Raw genomic sequence first — 16,347 nt, 5'->3', positions numbered from 1 at the left:
GAGTACGATGCCAATGTGCTGGTCATACTCGCCATTGCCGCGCTCGCCATCCTGGCCTGCGTGGTGCTGGTCTCCCTCGGCAGGGGCGGTGAGCTGACCGAGTTCCCGCCGGACGTGCCGCCGCTCAACCTTCCCGAAGCCGGCAAGCTCACCGCCGTCGACTTCATGGCGCTGCGGCTGCCCGTCAACCTCGTCGGCTACCACACGCAGTCCGTCGACGAGACCCTGCGCCGGGCCGCCAACGCGATCAGCGCCCGCGACACGCGGATCGCGGTGCTGGAGCAGCGGGTGTCGGAGCTGCTGTCGAGCCGGTTGCACGCGCGCCAGGAGGTCTACGCGGCCCCCGGCGCCGGCCTCCGCACCGACCACGAGCCCCCCGCCGCCCCCCACACCCTGCCCGACCCGGACCCCACACCCCCGCCCGCCGCCGCGACGGCCTCCGAGGAGCCCGCCGGGCCCGGCGAGGTCGCCGCCCCGGGCGTGACCGCTCCCGCAGGGGAGGAGGTCGCGCCCGCCGCCGAGCCATCCGCGCCCGCCGAAGCGGCGAGCGTCCCCGTGGAGTCCCGTGCCTCCGGTGAGGCGGCCCCCACGGAGACCACCGGGCCCGGTGAGGCCGCCGTCCCGGAAGAGACCACTTCCGCAGGGGAGGGCGTCGCCCTCGCCGCCGAGCCGCCCGCGCCCGCCGAAGCCGCGAGCGCCCCCGTGGAGGCCGCCGACGAGACTTCCGGTGAGGTCGCCGCCCCTAGTGAGGGGGCCACCGCGTCCGGCGAGGTCACGTACGTCGACAGGGTGGACGGCGCGGAGCGGGCCGGAGGCGGTCCGGGGCAGAACGGCGAGGGGGAGACGGTGCGGGTGGCGCGGGACGGGGACGAGCGGGCGTGAGCGAGGTGATCCGCTGCTCGTGGACGGGGATGACGGACCCGGTCTACATCGCCTACCACGACGAGGAGTGGGGCCGCCCGGTGCGCGGCGACGACGGGGTGTTCGAGCGCGTGACGCTGGAGGCGTTCCAGTCGGGCCTGTCGTGGCTGACGATCCTGCGCAAGCGGGAGAACTTCCGCCGGGCCTTCGACGGGTTCTCGATCCCGAAGGTCGCGGGCTACACGGACAAGGACGTGGAGCGGCTGCTGGGCGATCCGGGGATCGTGCGCAACCGGGCCAAGGTGGAGGCGGCGATCGGCAACGCGCGGGCGGCGCTGGAGCTGCCGGACGGCATTTCCGAGCTGGTCTGGAAGTATGCCGATCCCGACTCGCCGGTGCCCGCGTCGATGGCCGACGTGCCCGCCGTCACCCCGGCGTCCAAGGCGCTGGCCAAGGAGCTGAAGGGGCGCGGATTCAGGTTCGTCGGGCCGACCACCGCCTATGCGTTGATGCAGGCGATCGGCCTGGTCAACGATCACATCGAGGGCTGTGTGGCGAGGAGTCAGGCGGGCCGGTGAAAGGCGGGGCGTTCCTTGTTGAGGAACGCCTTGGTGGCGGCCAGGTGGTCGTCGGTGGCGACGCATTCGTCCTGGAGGTCGGCTTCCAGGGCGAGCGATTCGGGCAGTGAGTGCGTCGCGGCGTGGGCGAGTGCGCGCTTGGTGGCGGCGTACGCCTGAATGGGTCCTTGCGCGAGGCGGGCGGCCAGGCCGGCGGCGGCCTCGGCCAGCGTGTCGGCGGGGACGACGCGGTTGACCAGGCCGAGCTCCAGGGCGCGGGCGGCGTCGATCGGCTCGCCGAGCAGCATGATCTCGGTGGCGCGGCCGAGGCCGACCAGGCGTTGCAGCGTCCAGGAGGCGCCGGAGTCGGGCGCGAGCGCGATGCCGGCGAAGGCGAGCGCGAACTTCGCCTTGTCGGAGGCGACGCGCAGGTCGCAGGCGAAGGCGAGGGAGGCTCCGGCCCCGGCGGCGACGCCGTTGACGGCGGCGACGACGGGCTTGGGCATGGTGGTGATGAGCTCGACGATCGGGTTGTAGTGCCGGCGCACGGTGTCGGCGAGGCCGCGGCCGGCGTCGAGGTTGTCGGCGTGCTCGCGCAGGTCCTGGCCGGCGCAGAAGGCGCGGCCGGAGCCGGTGAGCAGGACGGCGCGGACGCCGGGGTCGGCGGCGGCCTTCCGGAGCGCGTCGAGGAGCGCGTCCTTGAGGCCGGCGGTCAGCGAGTTCATGGCGTCGGGGCGGTCGAGCGTGATGGCGGCGACGGCGTCGCGCACGTCATAGCGGATCAAGGCGTCTCCCTCAGCGGCGGTCAATGCATCTCCCTGTCGACGAACGCGGCGGCCGTGGGCAGCAGCCGGGCGGCCTCCTGCTCGAAGTAGGCGCGGGCCTTCTCGCCCGGCCAGCCGGCCGGCAGCAGTTCGGGCGGCAGGCCGGGGTCGCGGAACAGGAAGTTGCGCCATCCGTGCACGAGCCTGCTCCTGGTCGCGAACACCCGGTCGGGCGGGGCCCCGTCGGGCAGGGCGCTGATCAGCGTGACAGCCTCGGCGTGCCATTGCTCGTACGCCTCGCCGATGGCGGTCAGATCCCAGGCGCGGGAGACCAGCTCGCACGGGTCGCCTTCGAGCGCGGCGTCGAACCGGTCGGCGCGCACGCCCTCGGCGTCCAGCAGGTTGTCCAGTTCGGCGGAGGAGTGCGGGCCGATCCACGTCGTCTCGGACAGCGCGGCGTAGCCGAGGAACGTCAGCTCGGCCCTGATCCGCTCGCGGCGCGCCCGGTCTCTCACGGAGCCGAAAACGATCACGTGCCAGCGGCCGTGCCAGGTCACCGTCCCGGCTCGGTAAATTCTCAGCGCCGCCTCGTCCAGCCGTCTGACGCACTTCGGAGTGAGCCCGTACCCGGGTCCCTGGGGCAGTTTGACCGGCCGCAGCCAGCCCTGCCTGACCATGCGCGAAACGGCGGTACGCACGGCGGGAGCGGCGATTTCCAGCGGTCGCATGAGGCGGACGAGAGCGGCCACGGACGCCTGCCCACCGCGTGAGCGCAGGTGGTCTCCATACAGGTCGAACAGGGCGGCGCGTGCATGCACGAAGTCCAGTTTGGCCGCCTTCGCCCCCCTGGACAACGCATTCTGGGAGGAGATCGTTACCCATGAGGGCTCTCGATGCGGGAGAATAGGACATCACAGAAGACGTGAATGCGCCGACCACCCCCCACGGGCGGTCGGAAATCGCGGGCCGCGGGAGCCCAAGGCAGGAAGGGATGCACGCATGGCGGCGATGAAGCCGCGGACCGGCGATGGTCCGCTCGAGGTCACCAAGGAAGGGCGCGGCATTGTCATGCGGGTCCCCCTGGAGGGCGGCGGCCGGCTCGTCGTGGAGATCTCCGCCGACGAGGCGAAGGCCCTCGGCGAGGCGTTGAAGAACGTCGTCGGCTGAGAGATCCCGGGACAGGTTTGACCCACGACCCTGGCGTACGCCCGTCGCCAGGGTCGCTGACGTTGGAGGAGAGCGAACGTGCCCATTGAGACCGCTGCGTCGGTGGTCGCCGAGGTTCCCGCGGACGCCGCGCTGCTGGCCGTCCCGTACTCGGCGGACCTGGACCCGCCGGCCGTGGTCGACCTGCGCGTGCCGGTCGCGGGGCTGTTCGCCCACTACGAGGCCAAGGGCGAGGCCGGCGAGATCGTCGAGGTTCCCGTAGCGCGCGGCGACGGCGTCGGCCGCGTGCTCCTCTACGGCGTGGGCGACGGTTCGCCGCGCGCCCTGAGCAAGGCCGCGGCCACGCTGACCCGCCGCGTGCGCGGCCAGGACGAGCTCGTGGTGCTGACGCCCGAGGGCGACGTGACGGCGTTCGCCGAGGCCGCGCTGCTGGCGGCCTACTCCTTCAAGATCGGCGCGCCGGGCAGGCAGCCGGTGGCGGCGCTGACGTTCGCGGGCGCCGACGAGGGCCAGGTGCGGCGCGGCGAGAGCGTGGCGCGGGCCGTGGCGCTCGCCCGCGACCTGGCCAACACGCCGTCGTCGGTGAAGAACCCGGCCTGGCTCGCCGACCGCGCCGCCGAGCAGGGCCTGCCGGTGCGCGTGTGGGACGAGGAGGCGCTGCGGGCCGAGGGGTTCGGCGGCATCCTGGGGGTCGGCCAGGGCTCGGCCAGCCCGCCGCGGCTCATCCAGCTCTCCTACACGCCCGCCGAGCCGGCCGCGCGGCACGTCGTGCTGGTGGGCAAGGGCATCACGTTCGACTCGGGCGGCCTGTCGCTGAAGCCGACCGACAACATGAAGACGCAGAAGACCGACATGGCGGGCGGCGCCGTGGTGATCGCCGTCCTCGGCGCGCTGGCCCGGCTGGGCGCGCCCGTGCGCGTCACCGGCCTGATCGCCGCCGCCGAGAACATGCCGTCCGGCACCGCCCAGCGGCCCAGCGACGTCATCAGGCAGTACGGCGGCCGCACGGTCGAGGTGCTCAACACCGACGCCGAGGGCAGGCTGGTGCTGGCCGACGCGCTCGCCTACGCCGACGCCGAGCTCGACCCCGACGTGGTCGTCGACATCGCCACGCTGACCGGTGCGATGAGCGTGGCGCTCGGGCGCAACGTCGGCGGCCTCTACGCCACCGACGACGAGCTGGCCGGCCAGCTCGTGGCGGCCGGGCGGGAGAGCGACGACAGGCTGTGGCGGCTGCCGCTGATCGACGACTACGCCGACGGGCTGCGCTCGTCGGTGGCGGACCTGGCCAACATCGAGGTCGGCTCCACCTACGGGGCCGGGTCGATCACGGCGGCGCTGTTCCTGCGGGAGTTCGCCGGGAAGCGGCCGTGGGCCCACCTGGACATCGCGGGCGTGGGGCGCAGCACGGTCGACGAGGGCGTGCTGACCAAGGGCGCCACGGGCTTCGGCGTGCGGGTGCTCCTGGAGTGGCTGACCCGCTCCTGACGGCCCGTACGGAGCGCGTACGGGCTAGTCGGCGATCTTGATGGCGGCGAGCAGGCCGTCGCCGAGCGGCATGAGCACCGAGCGCAGCCGGTCGTCGGTCTGCACCAGCTTGCCCAGCTCGCGCAGTGAGACCGTGTCGGGGTCACGCTGGGCGGGGTCGGCGACCCGGTTGTGCCACAGCACGTTGTCGAAGGCGACGATGCCGCCCACGCGTAGCAGGCGCACCGCCTCGGCCAGGTAGTCGGCGTACTCCTGCTTGGCGGCGTCGGCGAAGACCAGGTCGTAGCCGCCGTCGGACAGGCGGGGCAGCACGTCGAGCGCGCGGCCGGCGATCAGCCGCACCCGGCCGCCGGAGAACCCGGCCTCGGCGAACGCCTGCCGGGCCAGCCGCTGGTGCTCGGGCTCGACGTCGACGCTGGTCAGCGTGCCGTCGGAGCGCATGCCGCGCAGCAGCCAGAGCCCCGAGACGCCGCAGCCGGTGCCGACCTCGACGACCGACTTGGCGTTGACCGCCGTGGCGAGGAAGCACAACGCCGCGCCGCCGCCGGGAAGGATGGGCGTGGCGCCCATCTCCAGCCCGCGCTGCCGCGCCGCGTGCAAGATCTCATCTTCCTGATGGAACTGCTCCGCATAGGCCAGAGTGGCCTCTACCGGACTGGTCATCGGCCTCCTCCCCCCACTTTCGTGCGATTGGTCACCGATCGCAGCCTAGGGGAGACACGCCGGGACGGGAACTCAGGAGGCCCCCGAGGCGTTGCAGGTTTAAACGGGCTTTGCCGGTCCTGAAGGCAGCCAGTGCGCATGAAGGGACAAAACCAGGCACTATGGCGGTAGCGGTGGTCCCAAAGAGAGGAGTTCTGGTGGACGAAAGTGACCACCAGGCCGAGACTCCGACGAGCATGTCCGAATCCGACTGGACTCCCCCCACATGGGAGGAAGTAGTGCGGACGCATTCCGCACGCGTCTATCGCCTGGCTTACCGCCTGACCGGCAACGTCCACGACGCCGAGGACCTCACCCAGGAGGTCTTCGTCCGCGTCTTCAGGTCGCTGTCGAGTTACACCCCGGGCACGTTCGAAGGCTGGCTGCACCGGATCACGACCAACCTGTTCCTCGACATGGCGCGGCGCAAGCAGCGCATCAGGTTCGAGGGGCTGGCCGACGACGCGGCGGAGCGACTCCGTGGCCGCGAGCCGTCGCCGGCGCAGGCGTTCGACGACGCGCACCTCGAGCCGGACATCCAGGCCGCGCTCGACGCGCTCGCCCCGGAGTTCCGGGCCGCGATCGTGCTGTGTGACATCGAAGGCCTGTCGTATGAGGAGATCGCGGCCACGCTCAGCGTCAAGCTGGGCACGGTCCGGAGCCGCATTCATCGTGGCCGGGCGCAGTTGCGGGAGGCGCTCGACCATCGGGCTCCCCGTAATTCCCAACTCCCCCCGACCGTTACCCGTGGGGAGGAAGTCTGATATGGCTCATCTTGGAGAACGCGTATCCGCGCTGGTCGACGGAGAACTCGGCCACGCCGATCGTGAGCGCGCGCTCGCGCATCTGACATTCTGTGCTGACTGCAGGCGGGAGGTCGAGTCGGTGCGGGCGCTGAAGTCGCGCCTGCGCTCGCTCGACGGCCCGTCGATGCCGGCCGACCTCACCATGTCGCTGCTGCGCATGGCCGAGCCGGGCGGCCCGTTGCCGCCCCGCGAGCGGCCGTTCCCGGCCCGGACGTTCGGAGGTGTGCCGATCCCGGGCCCGCACAGCATCGCCCCTTTGGACAACAGGCCCCGCAGGGGCGCCAGTGGTGGCGCTTCTTCGGGGCCGGGCCGAGGCGGTAGGCGGCGCACCGCGTACGTGGCCGTCAGCGTGGTCTCGGCGGCCGTGGCGCTCGGCACGTTCTTCGCCGTGTCGGGTGGCGGCCAGACCACCGCGCCTCCGGTCGAGCTCGTCAAGCGGGTGCAGAACTCGCCCTCGACCGCGCAGACGAGCGCGCCCACGCCTTGACCGGTTCGCTCCTGGGATACTCGGGATGGCGTAGTCCATGGCGTGGTGGGCATACGATCTGAGATCGGGATTTGTCGGGCGATTTTGCTGACAATTGCTTTACGACTCTCGTATGCCGATCACGCCATGATTGCGGTGTCCGAGCAAGGAGTGGTGAGTAGTAGATGACCGACGAGACGCGCCCCGACGATGGACGCACGCCGTCGGACAACCCTGATCCACAGGGGCGGCCGGAGTTCCTGCCCGCCGGCGAGCAGCCGGAGCGGCGGCCCGAGCCGGGCTGGGGCGCACCGTCGGGCGAGCCCGGCGACACCACGATCTACGGCTCCCCGCCGCACACGTTCGGCTCTCCGGAGTCCGGTTCACCGGAGTTCGGCTCGCCTGAGGGGGTCAGGGGCGACACACGCGCCTACGAGACCCCCTCCTTCGGTTTCGGCAACCCCGGCGGCGAAGGCCCCTCCTACGCCCCTCCGGGCCCCGAGAGGCCGCCCTACGGGTTCAGCAGCCCCAGCGGCGAAAGCCCCTCCTACGGCTTCGCCAGCCCCGGCGGCGAGGGTCCCTCGTTCGGCTTCGGCAACCCCGGCGGCGAAGGCCCGGCGTTCGGCCGGCACGGCACGCCGCCCCCGCCCCAGCGCGCGCTCGGCATGGGCGCCGGATGGGCGCCGCCTCCCGGCGGGTTCGGCGGCGGCGCGATGGCGCTGCCCCGGCGCGGGCCCAGCACCTCGTTCCTGGTCGTGCTCGCCGTCGTCATCGCGCTGGTGGCCTCCCTGCTCGGCAGTGTCGGCACGTACCTGCTGACCAGGCCGGGCAGCGGCACCGACCCGAGCTTCAACCTCGGAGCCGCGCCCACCGGCAACACCAACAGGCCGCCCGAGTCGGTGGCCGGGGTGGCCTCGCGGGTGCTGCCCAGCGTGGTGTCGCTGGAGGTCGGCAACGTCGGCAACACCGAGGGCGCCTCGGGCTCCGGCTTTCTGATCAAGGACGGCTACGTGGTGACCAACAACCACGTGGTCGCGCTCGCGGCCAAGGGCGGCGAGATCAAGATCCAGTTCAACAACCGCAAGACCACCACGGCCCGCATCGTCGGCCGTGACCCCGGCTCCGACCTGGCCGTGGTCAAGCCGGAGGAGACGTTCGGCACCCCGGAGATCCGGCTGGGCAACTCCGACGAGGTCGTCGTGGGCGACCCGGTCATCGCGATCGGCTCGCCGCTGGGCCTGACCGGCACGGTCACCACCGGCATCGTCAGCTCGCTCAACCGGCCCGTCATCGCGGGCGACGAGAGCGGCGCCACGGGCGAGGAGCCCGCCTACATCAGCGCCATCCAGACCGACGCCGCCATCAACCCGGGCAACTCCGGCGGCCCGCTGGTCAACGCCAGGGGCGAGGTGGTCGGCGTCAACTCGGCGATCGCCACGCTGAGCCGGTCGGTCACCAGCCAGAGCGGCAGCATCGGCCTCGGCTTCGCCATCCCGGTCAACCAGGCCCGCCGCGTCGCGCAGGAGCTCGTCACCACCGGCAAGGCCAAGCGGCCCAAGATCGGCATCGTGCTCGACCCCGAGTGGCGGGGCGAGGGCGTCCGCATCGCCTCCGGCAACCGCAGCGGCCGCCCGCCGGTCGACGCCGGCGGCCCCGCCGAGAAGGCCGGCCTCAAGGCGGGCGACGTGATCCTGGAGGTCGACGGCCTGCGCCTGCAGGACGGCAACGAGCTCATCGCGCTGATCCGCAGCAAGGCCCCCGGCTCCAAGATCGAGATCAAGTACGAGCGCGACGACCAGGAGCACATCGCGACCCTCGTGGTCAGCGCCGACGAGGAACCCGTGCCCACCCCGTCCTGACGCGGGTGCCGACCGCTTCGCAGGAGCCCGTACTCTGTGGATAGGCCGGGGGTTTTGTCCTCGGAGCGGATGGACCGGTAGGAGCTCAGGTGTTCGGACTTGGCTGGTTGGAGATCGGCGCGCTGATCGTCATCGCGCTGCTGGTCTTCGGTCCGGAGAAGCTGCCCCAGGCGGCCGCACAGGCCGGCAAGACGCTGCGCAACCTGCGGCAGATGGCCAACAACGCGCGTGACGACCTGCGGGCCGGGCTGGGGCCGGAGTTCAAGGACTTCGACCCGGCCGACCTCAACCCGCGCAACTTCGTGCGCAAGCACCTGCTCGACGACCTCGAGGACGACTGGAACGCCAAGCCCGCGCTGGACCCCGCCCCCGCCTACGCCGCGCCGATGGCGGAGGAGCTGGGCGTGGGGGAGATCCCCCCGTACGACACCGAGGCGACCTGACGGGCCCACCCGCGTGGTGGGCCCGCCGTGATCGCGAATCGTGTCAGCCCCGGTTGGGTGACAGGCCGAGCTGCATGCCCTTGAGGCTGGAGCCGCGCTTGCTCAGGCCCGCGGCGATCGAGCGGAGCTCGGCGGCGGCGGGCGAGTCGGGGTCGGTGAGGACGAGCGGCTTGCCCTCGTCGCCGCCCTCGCGCAGCCGCAGGTCGATCGGCACCTGGCCGAGCAGCGGCACCCGGGCGCCGAGCGTGCGGGTCAGCGCGTCGGCGACCGTCTGGCCGCCGCCCTCGCCGAAGACCGCGATGCGCTCGTCGCAGTGGGGGCAGGGCAGCCAGGCCATGTTCTCGATGACGCCGGCGATCTGCTGGTGGGTCTGGGCCGCGATGGACCCGGCCCGCTCGGCCACCTCGGCGGCGGCCATCTGCGGCGTGGTGACGACCAGGATCTCGGCCCCCGGCAGGCGCTGGGCCACCGAGATGGCGATGTCGCCGGTGCCGGGCGGCAGGTCGAGGAGCAGGACGTCGAGGTCGCCCCAGTAGACGTCGGCGAGGAACTGGTGCAGCGCCCGGTCGAGCATCGGCCCACGCCACACGACCGGCGTGTTGCCCTCGGGCTTGAACATGCCGACCGAGATGACCTTGATGTCATGCGCCACCGGCGGCATGATCATGTCTTCGACCTTGGTGGGCCGCTCGGCGGCGCCCAGCATGCGCGGGACGCTGTGGCCGTAGATGTCGGCGTCGACGATGCCGACCTTGAGGCCGCTGGAGGCCATGGCGGCGGCCAGGTTGACGGTCACGGACGACTTGCCGACGCCGCCCTTGCCGCTGGCCACCGCGAACACGCGGGTCAGCGAGCCGGGCTGGTTGAAGGGGATCTCCTTCTCCGGCCCCCGGTCGCCGCGCAGCGTGGTCTGCAACGCCTTGCGCTGCTCGGCGCTCATCACGTCGAGCTCGATCTCGACGCCGGTGACGCCGTCGAGCTTGGCGACGGACGTGGTGACGTCGCGCCGGATGGTGTCCTTCATCGGACACCCGGCCACCGTGAGGTAGACGCCGACCCGCACCTTGCCGTCTGCGGCGATGTCGATGCCCTTGACCATGCCGAGGTCGGTGATCGGGCGGCGGATCTCGGGGTCGATGACGGTGGCGAGGGCGGCCGTCACCTGTTCCTGGGTTGGTGCCATCGAAGTCTCGGCACGCCCGCGAACGAGGGTGCCGTCCCTCCTTTGCCGGTATATGTGTGACAGGCGCCTGCACGCCAGTGAGGATGCCCCTCCATGGTATGAACCAGGCGGGCCGTCCCGTTAATCCAGCGCGGTTTTAGGTGTTTGTGCAACGTTCTAAGGTTACTCCGTGACTGTTCTGCCCGACGAGGGGCTCACCGCCGGGGAGCTGGCGGTCTGGCGCGGTCTGCAGCGCGCCCAGGTGGGCATCACCCGTCACCTGGAGGCCGAGCTGCTCGACGGCCACGACCTGCCGCTGGCCTCGTTCGACGTGCTGACGCACTTGGCCGAGGCGCCGGGGCGGCGGCTGCGGATGAACGACCTGGCGGGCCGGGTGCTGCTGTCGCGCAGCGGGCTGACCCGGTTGATCGACCGGTTGCAGCGTGACGGGCTGGTGACGCGCGAGGCGTGCGCCGACGACGCGCGCGGGCTGTTCGCGGTGCTGACGCAGGCCGGCGTGGAGCGGCTGGCGGAGGCCACGCCCACCTACCGGCGGGGCGTGCGGGCGATGTTCCTGGACCGGCTCACGCCCGGCGACCTGGCCCAGGTGCGCGGCCTGCTCGACCGGCTCACGGGCGCTCCCTGAGGTCCTCGGCCAGCCGCTGGAGCTCCGAGCGCAGGTAGTCGCGGGTGGTCACCTCGCCCAGCGCCATCCGCAGCCCGGCGATCTCCCGGGTCAGATACTCGATCTCGGCCTGGTTGCGCTCGGCGGTCTCGCGGTCCTGCTCGTACTGGACGCGGTCGCGGTCGTCCTGGCGGTTCTGCGCCAGCAGGATCAGCGGCGCCGCGTACGAGGCCTGCAGCGACAGCATGAGCGTCAGGAAGATGAACGGGTACGGGTCGAACTGCAGGCGGTCCGGGGCGGCGACGTTCCAGAGGATCCACACCGTCACGAACACGGTCATGTAGACCAGGAACCGCGCGGTGCCGAGGAAGCGCGCGATCCGCTCCGACAGCCGCCCGAACGCCTCGGGGTCGTAGTGCGGGCGCAGCGAGCGGCGCAGCTCCCTGGGCTGGTCGAGGCGCTCGCTCGTCACGGCTCCGGCCTCTCGCGCCAGTCCTCCGGCAGCAGGTGGTCCAGCACGTCGTCCACGGTGACGGCGCCGACGAGCCGGTTCAGCTCGTCGACCACCGGGGCCGCGACCAGGTTGTAGTTGGCCAGGTAGAAGGCCACCTCCGGCAGCGTGAACTCGGGCCTGATCGGGTCGATCGACGGGTCGATGACGGCGCCGAGCAGCGTGGACGGCGGGTCGCGCAGCAGCCGCTGGAAGTGCGTCACCCCCAGGTACGGGCCCGTCGGCGTCTCGTTCGGCGGCCGGGTGATGTAGACCTGGGCGGCCACGGCGGGCGTCAGGTCGTGCTGCCGGATGTGCGCCAGCGCCTCGGCCACGGTGCCGCTCGGCGGCAGGATCACCGGCTCGCTGGTCATCATGCCACCCGCGGTGTCCTGCGGGTAGGTGAGCAGCCGCCGCACCGGGGCGGCCTCCTTGGGCTCCATCAGCGCCAGCAGCTCGGCCGCCTGCTGGTCGGGCAGGTCGCCGAGCAGGTCGGCGGCGTCGTCCGGGTTCATCTCCTCCAGCACGTCGGCGGCCCGCTCGGGCTCCAGCATGCCGAGGATGCCGATCTGGTCGCCGGGCGGCAGCTCCTCCAGCACGTCGGCCAGCCGGTCGTCGTCGAGCGCGCGGGCGATCTCGATGCGCCGCTTGCCGGGCAGGTCGTGCAGGGCGCTGGCCATGTCGGCGGCCCGCATCTCCTCGAACGAGGCGATCAGCCCGGCCGCCCCCTGGTCCTTCTGCAGGATGTCGAACCCGGACACCTCGTCCCAGCCGACGACCTTCGGCTCGCGCCTGCGCCTGCCCTTGTAGACGGCGACCTTGGTGATCTCCCAGGTGGACGGCTTGATCTCGGCCATGGCCACGTCGTAGACGGTCATCTGCTCGTCGCGCACCCGGACGGTCAGGTCCAGCATCTCGCCGATCACCAGGGTCTCCGTGACGCGCTGCTCGAACCGGCGCATGTTGATCCGCCCGGTGAAGATCACCGCGCCGGCCTCGATGCCGCGCACGCGGGTGATGGGCAGGAAGACGCGGCGGCGCGGCTGGACCTCCACGACCATGCCGTGCGCGCTCGGCGGCCGGCTGCCCCGCAGGGTGGTCACCACGTCGCGGATGCGGCCGATCTGGTCGCCGGCGGGGTCGAAGACCGGGGTGCCGGCCAGTCGTGCCACGAAGATCTGCACGTCAGCCACGTTAACAGGGGCCCGGCGTTGCGCCGGGGACCCCGGGCGTGTCAGTATCAAACGTTTCGAACGGTGATTACTCCTCCCTGGTGGTGCGCCCATGCGGTATGCGGGACTCGCGATCGCTTTCGTGTCCTCGGTGTGCTTCGCGTTCTCCGGACCGATGGCGAAATATCTCATCGCGGCCGGGCTCGCCCCCATCGAGGCCGTATGGGCGCGCATGGCCGGCGCCGGGCTGCTCCTGCTCGCCGTGCTCGCGCTGGTCAAACCGGCCGCGCTGCGCATCCCGCGCTCGCGCCTGCCGTTCTTCGGGGCGTACGCGATCGTCGCGGTCGCGGGCGTGCAGGCGCTCTACTTCGTGGCGATCACCCGGCTGCCGGTCGGCATCGCGCTGCTGCTGGAGTTCATGGCGCCGGTGATGGTCGTGCTCTGGGTGCGGTTCGTGCGGAAGGTACGGCTCGCCAGGGCCGCGTTCGTGGGCGCGGTGACGGCCGTGCTGGGGCTGGGCATCGTGGTCGAGTTCTGGGACGGGCTGCGGCTCGACGCGCTGGGGCTGTTGCTGGGGCTGGCCGCGGGGGCGTGCTGCGCCGGATATTTCCTGATGAGCGATAGCTTCGGCGACGACGTGGACCCGCTCGGCCTGATCGCCTGGGGCATGACCGGAGCCGCCGTCGTGCTGCTGCCGTTCGCCCGGCCCTGGGACATCCCGTGGAGCGCCTTCGCCACCGCCGCCACCCCGGCCGCCGGGGCGTCGGAGCTGCCGGTGCTCGGCGCGTATCTGTGGATGGTGCTCGTCGCCACCGTGACGGCCTACATCCTGGGCGTCAACGCGGTGCGCCGGCTGTCGGCCGCCGTGGGCGCCACCGTGGCCTCGCTGGAGGTCATCGGCGGCGCCGTCGTGGCCTGGGTGCTGCTCGGGGAGGCGCTGGGCGTCTTCCAGATCATCGGCGGCCTCCTCGTGCTGTCGGGCGCGCTGCTCGCCCAGACCGCCACCGCGGGCGCTCAGCCCTCGCCCGCCACCGGCCTCGCCGAACCGGTGCGCACCTGACGCCTCAGCAGGTGCACACCGGCTTGGGCGTCAGCCGCAGCACCGAGGAGCCGGCCGCCCACCGCTCGGCCAGATGCTCGCTGTCGGTCGTGTTGAGCCGCTCCTTGACCAGCGCCGCGACGGCCTCGGGCTCGGCGGCCTGATCGACCAGCTCGATCCTGGCCTGGAACTCGGCGAGCCTGGCGCCGTTGTCCTTGCTGCGCAGCGTCACCCAGACACTGCCCAGCCCCTCCAGGCCGGGCAGATACTGCTCCTCGCCGCCCGTCACCACGTAGATGGCGCCGTCGTGCCAGGTGTGCCAGGCCAGCCGGGCACGGTCGAGAGAGAGCCAGAGGACGCCGGACTTCTTGGCGCCCTCGATGATGGCCCCGTTGATGTCGGTCACGGCTCGACCTTAGCCGGGGGGCCGATTCCGGGAGGGCCGAACGGGCCACTAGCGTGGGCGCATGCGTTCACGTCGCTCGGTCCTCGCGGTGCCCGGCAGCAATCCCCGGTTCCTGGAGAAGGCGCAGGGCCTGCCCGCCGACGAGGTGTTCCTCGACCTGGAGGACGCCGTCGCGCCCCTGGCCAAGGAGGAGGCGCGCCGCAACATCGTGGCCGCGCTGCGCGAGGGCGACTGGACCGGCAAGACCCGGGTCGTGCGGGTCAACGACCTGACGACGCAGTGGACGTACCGGGACGTCATCGAGATCGTCGAAGGCGCCGGAGACAAGCTCGACTGCCTGATGCTGCCCAAGGTCCAGGACCCCACCGAGATCGTCTGGCTCGACACGCTGCTCACCCAGATCGAGAAGACGATGGGCTTCGAGGTGGGCCGCATCGGCATCGAGGCGCAGATCGAGAACGCCCGCGGGCTGGTCAACGCCGACTCCATCGCCGGGTCGTCCAAGCGGCTGGAGACGCTGGTGTTCGGGCCGGCCGACTTCATGGCCTCGATCAACATGCGCACCCTCGTCGTGGGCGAGCAGCCGCCCGGCTACGAGGAGGGCGACGCCTACCACTACATCCTGATGCGGCTGCTGATGGCCGCCCGGATGCACGACCTCCAGGTGATCGACGGGCCCTACCTGCAGATCAGGGACGTCGACGGCTACCGGCGGGTCGCGCGGCGGGCCGCGGCGCTCGGCTTCGACGGCAAGTGGGTGCTGCACCCGTCGCAGATCGAGGCGGCCAACGAGGTGTTCTCGCCGTCGCAGGATGACTACGACCACGCCGAGCTCATCCTGGAGGCGTACGAGCACTACACCACCGTGGAGCGGCGCGGCGCCGTCATGCTCGGCGACGAGATGATCGACGAGGCGTCGCGCAAGATGGCGCTGGTCGTGGCCGCCAAGGGCCGGGCCGCCGGGCTGACCAGGACGACCCGGTTCGAGCCCTAGACCTTCAGCCCGATCGTCGTGAAGAACCAGAACGACGAGGTCAGCCAGAGCCCCACCAGCGCGGTGAACGCCAGCCCGCCCAGCATCGGCAGCGTCCAGCCCGGCGCGTCGGCCCTGCGCAGCGACAGCATCTTGGCCACGAACACGCCGTAGAAGAAGCAGCCGAGCAGCGAGTGGACGGCGACCCTGGCCACGTCGTACTGCAGCCCGAGCGCGTACAGGCAGTGGAACGCGACCGGGATCGTGAGCAGGAACGCCAGCCTGCCCGACCAGCGGTGCACGCCCGCCGGGATGTCGACGCCGAGCCGGCCCCACAGCGACAGGGCGGAGACGACCTGCACCAGCGCCAGCACGGTGGCGCCCGTCGTCAGCCACACCTTCATCGGCAGCGCGGCCGAGAAGCCCGCGACGCCCACGGCGAAGCCCGTCGGGGTGTGCGCGCGGCCGTACACGCCGAGCGCGACCATGATCAGGCCGCCGGCGAGCAGCGGCAGGAGCAGCGCGGCGGCACGGGCCGGGCGGTGCTGGATGGCGGTCATCGCATCTCCTCGATGAAGCCGTCGACGTCCTCCGGGTAGACGGTGGTCCCGCCGACGGTGACGGGGCCGGTCGGCTCGTCGCCGTCCAGCCGGGGGACCGGCACCTGCTCGTCGCCCGCGAACGCGGTGCCGACCTGGGTGAACCCGCCCTGCGGATCGCGCAGCACGATCCAGCCGGCGCGGATCCTGGCCCCTCTGACGATGGCGCTGGCCCGGTACAGGCCGGACGGCTTCTTCGCCACCGGGGCCACGAAGGTCCAGCTCTTGCCGCCTATCGACACCCGGCCGGTGGCCCTGCCGTCGCCGAGCTCGGCCTCGACCTTGGCCCCGCCGGAGCCCTTCAGCACGAGCTCGTCGCCGGTCGCGTCGCCCTTGAACCAGACCTCGGTCCTGCCGTCGCAGAAGTAGGCGATGGCCTTGCCGTCGCGGACGGAGATCGCGATCAGGCCGCCGTTGCCCTTGACGCGGCCCGCGTAGTCGGCCCTCCTCGGCGCGGCGGGCACGGACTCCTCGAACGTGGGGGTGGCGCTCGGCTCGGGCGTGTTCTCCGCCACCGGCGCGTTGGTCCCGGTGGTGTTCCTGGCGGCGTTGTCGCCGGTTACGGCGGGGGTGTCCGCCGCGGGTGTCGCCGTGATGCTGGCGACACCCAGCCCCACGGCGAGCACGGCGCCCGCCGTCAGGGTGATGACTGGTCCCAGCCTTGACATGGATGCGCTCCCAGGGTCGACATGACCTACGTCCCTGAGCATCCGCCGAAATCGCCGCGCCGTCTGTGAACTATTGCGTACAGGCTGGGAAGATTCTGTA

Annotated in this window: 20 protein-coding genes and 1 pseudogene; 12 read left to right on the top strand and 9 right to left on the bottom strand. The window is 71.9% G+C overall.

Annotation, left to right across the window (positions count from 1 at the left end):
• The first annotated feature begins 15 nt into the window (after positions 1–15).
• Together ACWDXC_RS30795 and ACWDXC_RS30790 are read left to right on the top strand one after the other, a co-directional pair.
• Positions 16–882, top strand: a complete 867-nt coding sequence (locus ACWDXC_RS30795) for a hypothetical protein (protein ID WP_449987502.1) — start codon at positions 16–18, stop codon at positions 880–882.
• Positions 879–1,439 (top strand): DNA-3-methyladenine glycosylase I, encoded by a 561-nt coding sequence (locus tag ACWDXC_RS30790; protein ID WP_219504767.1) that lies wholly within the window; start codon positions 879–881, stop codon positions 1,437–1,439. The genes ACWDXC_RS30795 and ACWDXC_RS30790 overlap by 4 nt, the downstream gene beginning before the upstream one ends.
• Here ACWDXC_RS30790 and ACWDXC_RS30785 read toward each other — a convergent pair.
• Positions 1,424–2,203: an enoyl-CoA hydratase-related protein gene (locus ACWDXC_RS30785; RefSeq protein WP_449987499.1), complete on the bottom strand. Its 780-nt coding sequence runs from the start codon at positions 2,201–2,203 to the stop codon at positions 1,424–1,426. The two genes, ACWDXC_RS30790 and ACWDXC_RS30785, sit on opposite strands and share 16 nt — an antisense overlap.
• Before the next feature lie 20 nt (positions 2,204–2,223).
• Positions 2,224–3,000 (bottom strand): PaaX family transcriptional regulator, encoded by a 777-nt coding sequence (locus ACWDXC_RS30780; protein WP_449987496.1) that lies wholly within the window; start codon positions 2,998–3,000, stop codon positions 2,224–2,226.
• A 181-nt stretch (positions 3,001–3,181) separates the two neighbouring features.
• Between ACWDXC_RS30780 and ACWDXC_RS30775 the strand changes: the two genes are divergently transcribed.
• Together ACWDXC_RS30775 and ACWDXC_RS30770 are read left to right on the top strand one after the other, a co-directional pair.
• The gene (locus ACWDXC_RS30775) at positions 3,182–3,349 is read left to right on the top strand and encodes a DUF3117 domain-containing protein (RefSeq protein WP_020545024.1); all 168 of its coding nucleotides are present in this window, start codon (positions 3,182–3,184) and stop codon (positions 3,347–3,349) included.
• A gap of 78 nt (positions 3,350–3,427) precedes the next feature.
• Positions 3,428–4,837 carry a leucyl aminopeptidase gene (locus ACWDXC_RS30770; protein WP_449987493.1) on the top strand — a complete coding sequence of 470 codons (1,410 nt, stop codon included), beginning with the start codon at positions 3,428–3,430 and terminating at the stop codon, positions 4,835–4,837.
• 24 nt (positions 4,838–4,861) lie between these two features.
• On the opposite strand, the gene ACWDXC_RS30765 is transcribed toward ACWDXC_RS30770, so the two are convergent.
• A complete protein-coding gene (locus ACWDXC_RS30765) occupies positions 4,862–5,500 on the bottom strand; it encodes an O-methyltransferase (protein WP_219504775.1) in 639 nt (212 codons plus the stop codon).
• A gap of 161 nt (positions 5,501–5,661) precedes the next feature.
• On the opposite strand from ACWDXC_RS30765, the gene sigE reads away from it, so the two are divergent.
• From sigE to ACWDXC_RS30740, 5 genes and pseudogenes are all read left to right on the top strand, one after another.
• Positions 5,662–6,303, top strand: coding sequence for an RNA polymerase sigma factor SigE (gene sigE / locus ACWDXC_RS30760; protein WP_219504778.1), 642 nt, complete (start codon positions 5,662–5,664; stop codon positions 6,301–6,303).
• Between the two features lies 1 nt (position 6,304).
• Positions 6,305–6,397 (top strand): annotated as a pseudogene (locus ACWDXC_RS30755) (zf-HC2 domain-containing protein); the annotation flags it as partial.
• A gap of 27 nt (positions 6,398–6,424) precedes the next feature.
• The gene (locus tag ACWDXC_RS30750) at positions 6,425–6,832 is read left to right on the top strand and encodes an anti-sigma factor family protein (RefSeq protein WP_449988054.1); all 408 of its coding nucleotides are present in this window, start codon (positions 6,425–6,427) and stop codon (positions 6,830–6,832) included.
• A 164-nt stretch (positions 6,833–6,996) separates the two neighbouring features.
• The gene (locus tag ACWDXC_RS30745) at positions 6,997–8,670 is read left to right on the top strand and encodes a trypsin-like peptidase domain-containing protein (RefSeq protein WP_449987489.1); all 1,674 of its coding nucleotides are present in this window, start codon (positions 6,997–6,999) and stop codon (positions 8,668–8,670) included.
• 89 nt (positions 8,671–8,759) lie between these two features.
• Positions 8,760–9,113, top strand: a complete 354-nt coding sequence (locus ACWDXC_RS30740; RefSeq protein ID WP_219504782.1) for a sec-independent translocase — start codon at positions 8,760–8,762, stop codon at positions 9,111–9,113.
• A gap of 43 nt (positions 9,114–9,156) precedes the next feature.
• On the opposite strand, the gene ACWDXC_RS30735 is transcribed toward ACWDXC_RS30740, so the two are convergent.
• Positions 9,157–10,296: an Mrp/NBP35 family ATP-binding protein gene (locus ACWDXC_RS30735; protein ID WP_449987485.1), complete on the bottom strand. Its 1,140-nt coding sequence runs from the start codon at positions 10,294–10,296 to the stop codon at positions 9,157–9,159.
• A 169-nt stretch (positions 10,297–10,465) separates the two neighbouring features.
• On the opposite strand from ACWDXC_RS30735, the gene ACWDXC_RS30730 reads away from it, so the two are divergent.
• Positions 10,466–10,921, top strand: coding sequence for a MarR family winged helix-turn-helix transcriptional regulator (locus tag ACWDXC_RS30730; RefSeq protein WP_449987482.1), 456 nt, complete (start codon positions 10,466–10,468; stop codon positions 10,919–10,921).
• Here the strand turns inward: ACWDXC_RS30730 and ACWDXC_RS30725 are convergent.
• Positions 10,905–11,372, bottom strand: a complete 468-nt coding sequence (locus tag ACWDXC_RS30725; protein WP_219504786.1) for a DUF1003 domain-containing protein — start codon at positions 11,370–11,372, stop codon at positions 10,905–10,907. The genes ACWDXC_RS30730 and ACWDXC_RS30725 overlap by 17 nt on opposite strands.
• The gene (locus ACWDXC_RS30720; RefSeq protein WP_449987479.1) at positions 11,369–12,574 is read right to left on the bottom strand and encodes a magnesium transporter MgtE N-terminal domain-containing protein; all 1,206 of its coding nucleotides are present in this window, start codon (positions 12,572–12,574) and stop codon (positions 11,369–11,371) included. Before ACWDXC_RS30720 ends, ACWDXC_RS30725 begins: the two co-directional genes overlap by 4 nt.
• A 100-nt stretch (positions 12,575–12,674) precedes the next feature.
• On the opposite strand from ACWDXC_RS30720, the gene ACWDXC_RS30715 reads away from it, so the two are divergent.
• Positions 12,675–13,622, top strand: a complete 948-nt coding sequence (locus ACWDXC_RS30715) for an EamA family transporter (RefSeq protein ID WP_449987476.1) — start codon at positions 12,675–12,677, stop codon at positions 13,620–13,622.
• A gap of 4 nt (positions 13,623–13,626) precedes the next feature.
• Here the strand turns inward: ACWDXC_RS30715 and ACWDXC_RS30710 are convergent, their stop codons facing one another.
• Positions 13,627–14,007 (bottom strand): hypothetical protein, encoded by a 381-nt coding sequence (locus tag ACWDXC_RS30710; RefSeq protein WP_449987474.1) that lies wholly within the window; start codon positions 14,005–14,007, stop codon positions 13,627–13,629.
• Between the two features lie 61 nt (positions 14,008–14,068).
• On the opposite strand from ACWDXC_RS30710, the gene ACWDXC_RS30705 reads away from it, so the two are divergent.
• Positions 14,069–15,001 carry an HpcH/HpaI aldolase/citrate lyase family protein gene (locus ACWDXC_RS30705; protein ID WP_449987472.1) on the top strand — a complete coding sequence of 311 codons (933 nt, stop codon included), beginning with the start codon at positions 14,069–14,071 and terminating at the stop codon, positions 14,999–15,001.
• Here ACWDXC_RS30705 and ACWDXC_RS30700 read toward each other — a convergent pair.
• Together ACWDXC_RS30700 and ACWDXC_RS30695 are read right to left on the bottom strand one after the other, a co-directional pair.
• Positions 14,998–15,540, bottom strand: coding sequence for a DUF6529 family protein (locus ACWDXC_RS30700; protein WP_449987469.1), 543 nt, complete (start codon positions 15,538–15,540; stop codon positions 14,998–15,000). The genes ACWDXC_RS30705 and ACWDXC_RS30700 overlap by 4 nt on opposite strands.
• The gene (locus tag ACWDXC_RS30695; RefSeq protein ID WP_449987466.1) at positions 15,537–16,247 is read right to left on the bottom strand and encodes a hypothetical protein; all 711 of its coding nucleotides are present in this window, start codon (positions 16,245–16,247) and stop codon (positions 15,537–15,539) included. The genes ACWDXC_RS30700 and ACWDXC_RS30695 overlap by 4 nt, the downstream gene beginning before the upstream one ends.
• Between the last annotated feature and the right edge of the window lie 100 nt (positions 16,248–16,347).

This window comes from Nonomuraea sp. NPDC003214 (genome assembly GCF_053590035.1).
Note: the sequence above shows the minus strand (reverse complement) of the source record. Positions and strands in the feature narration are given on the sequence as shown.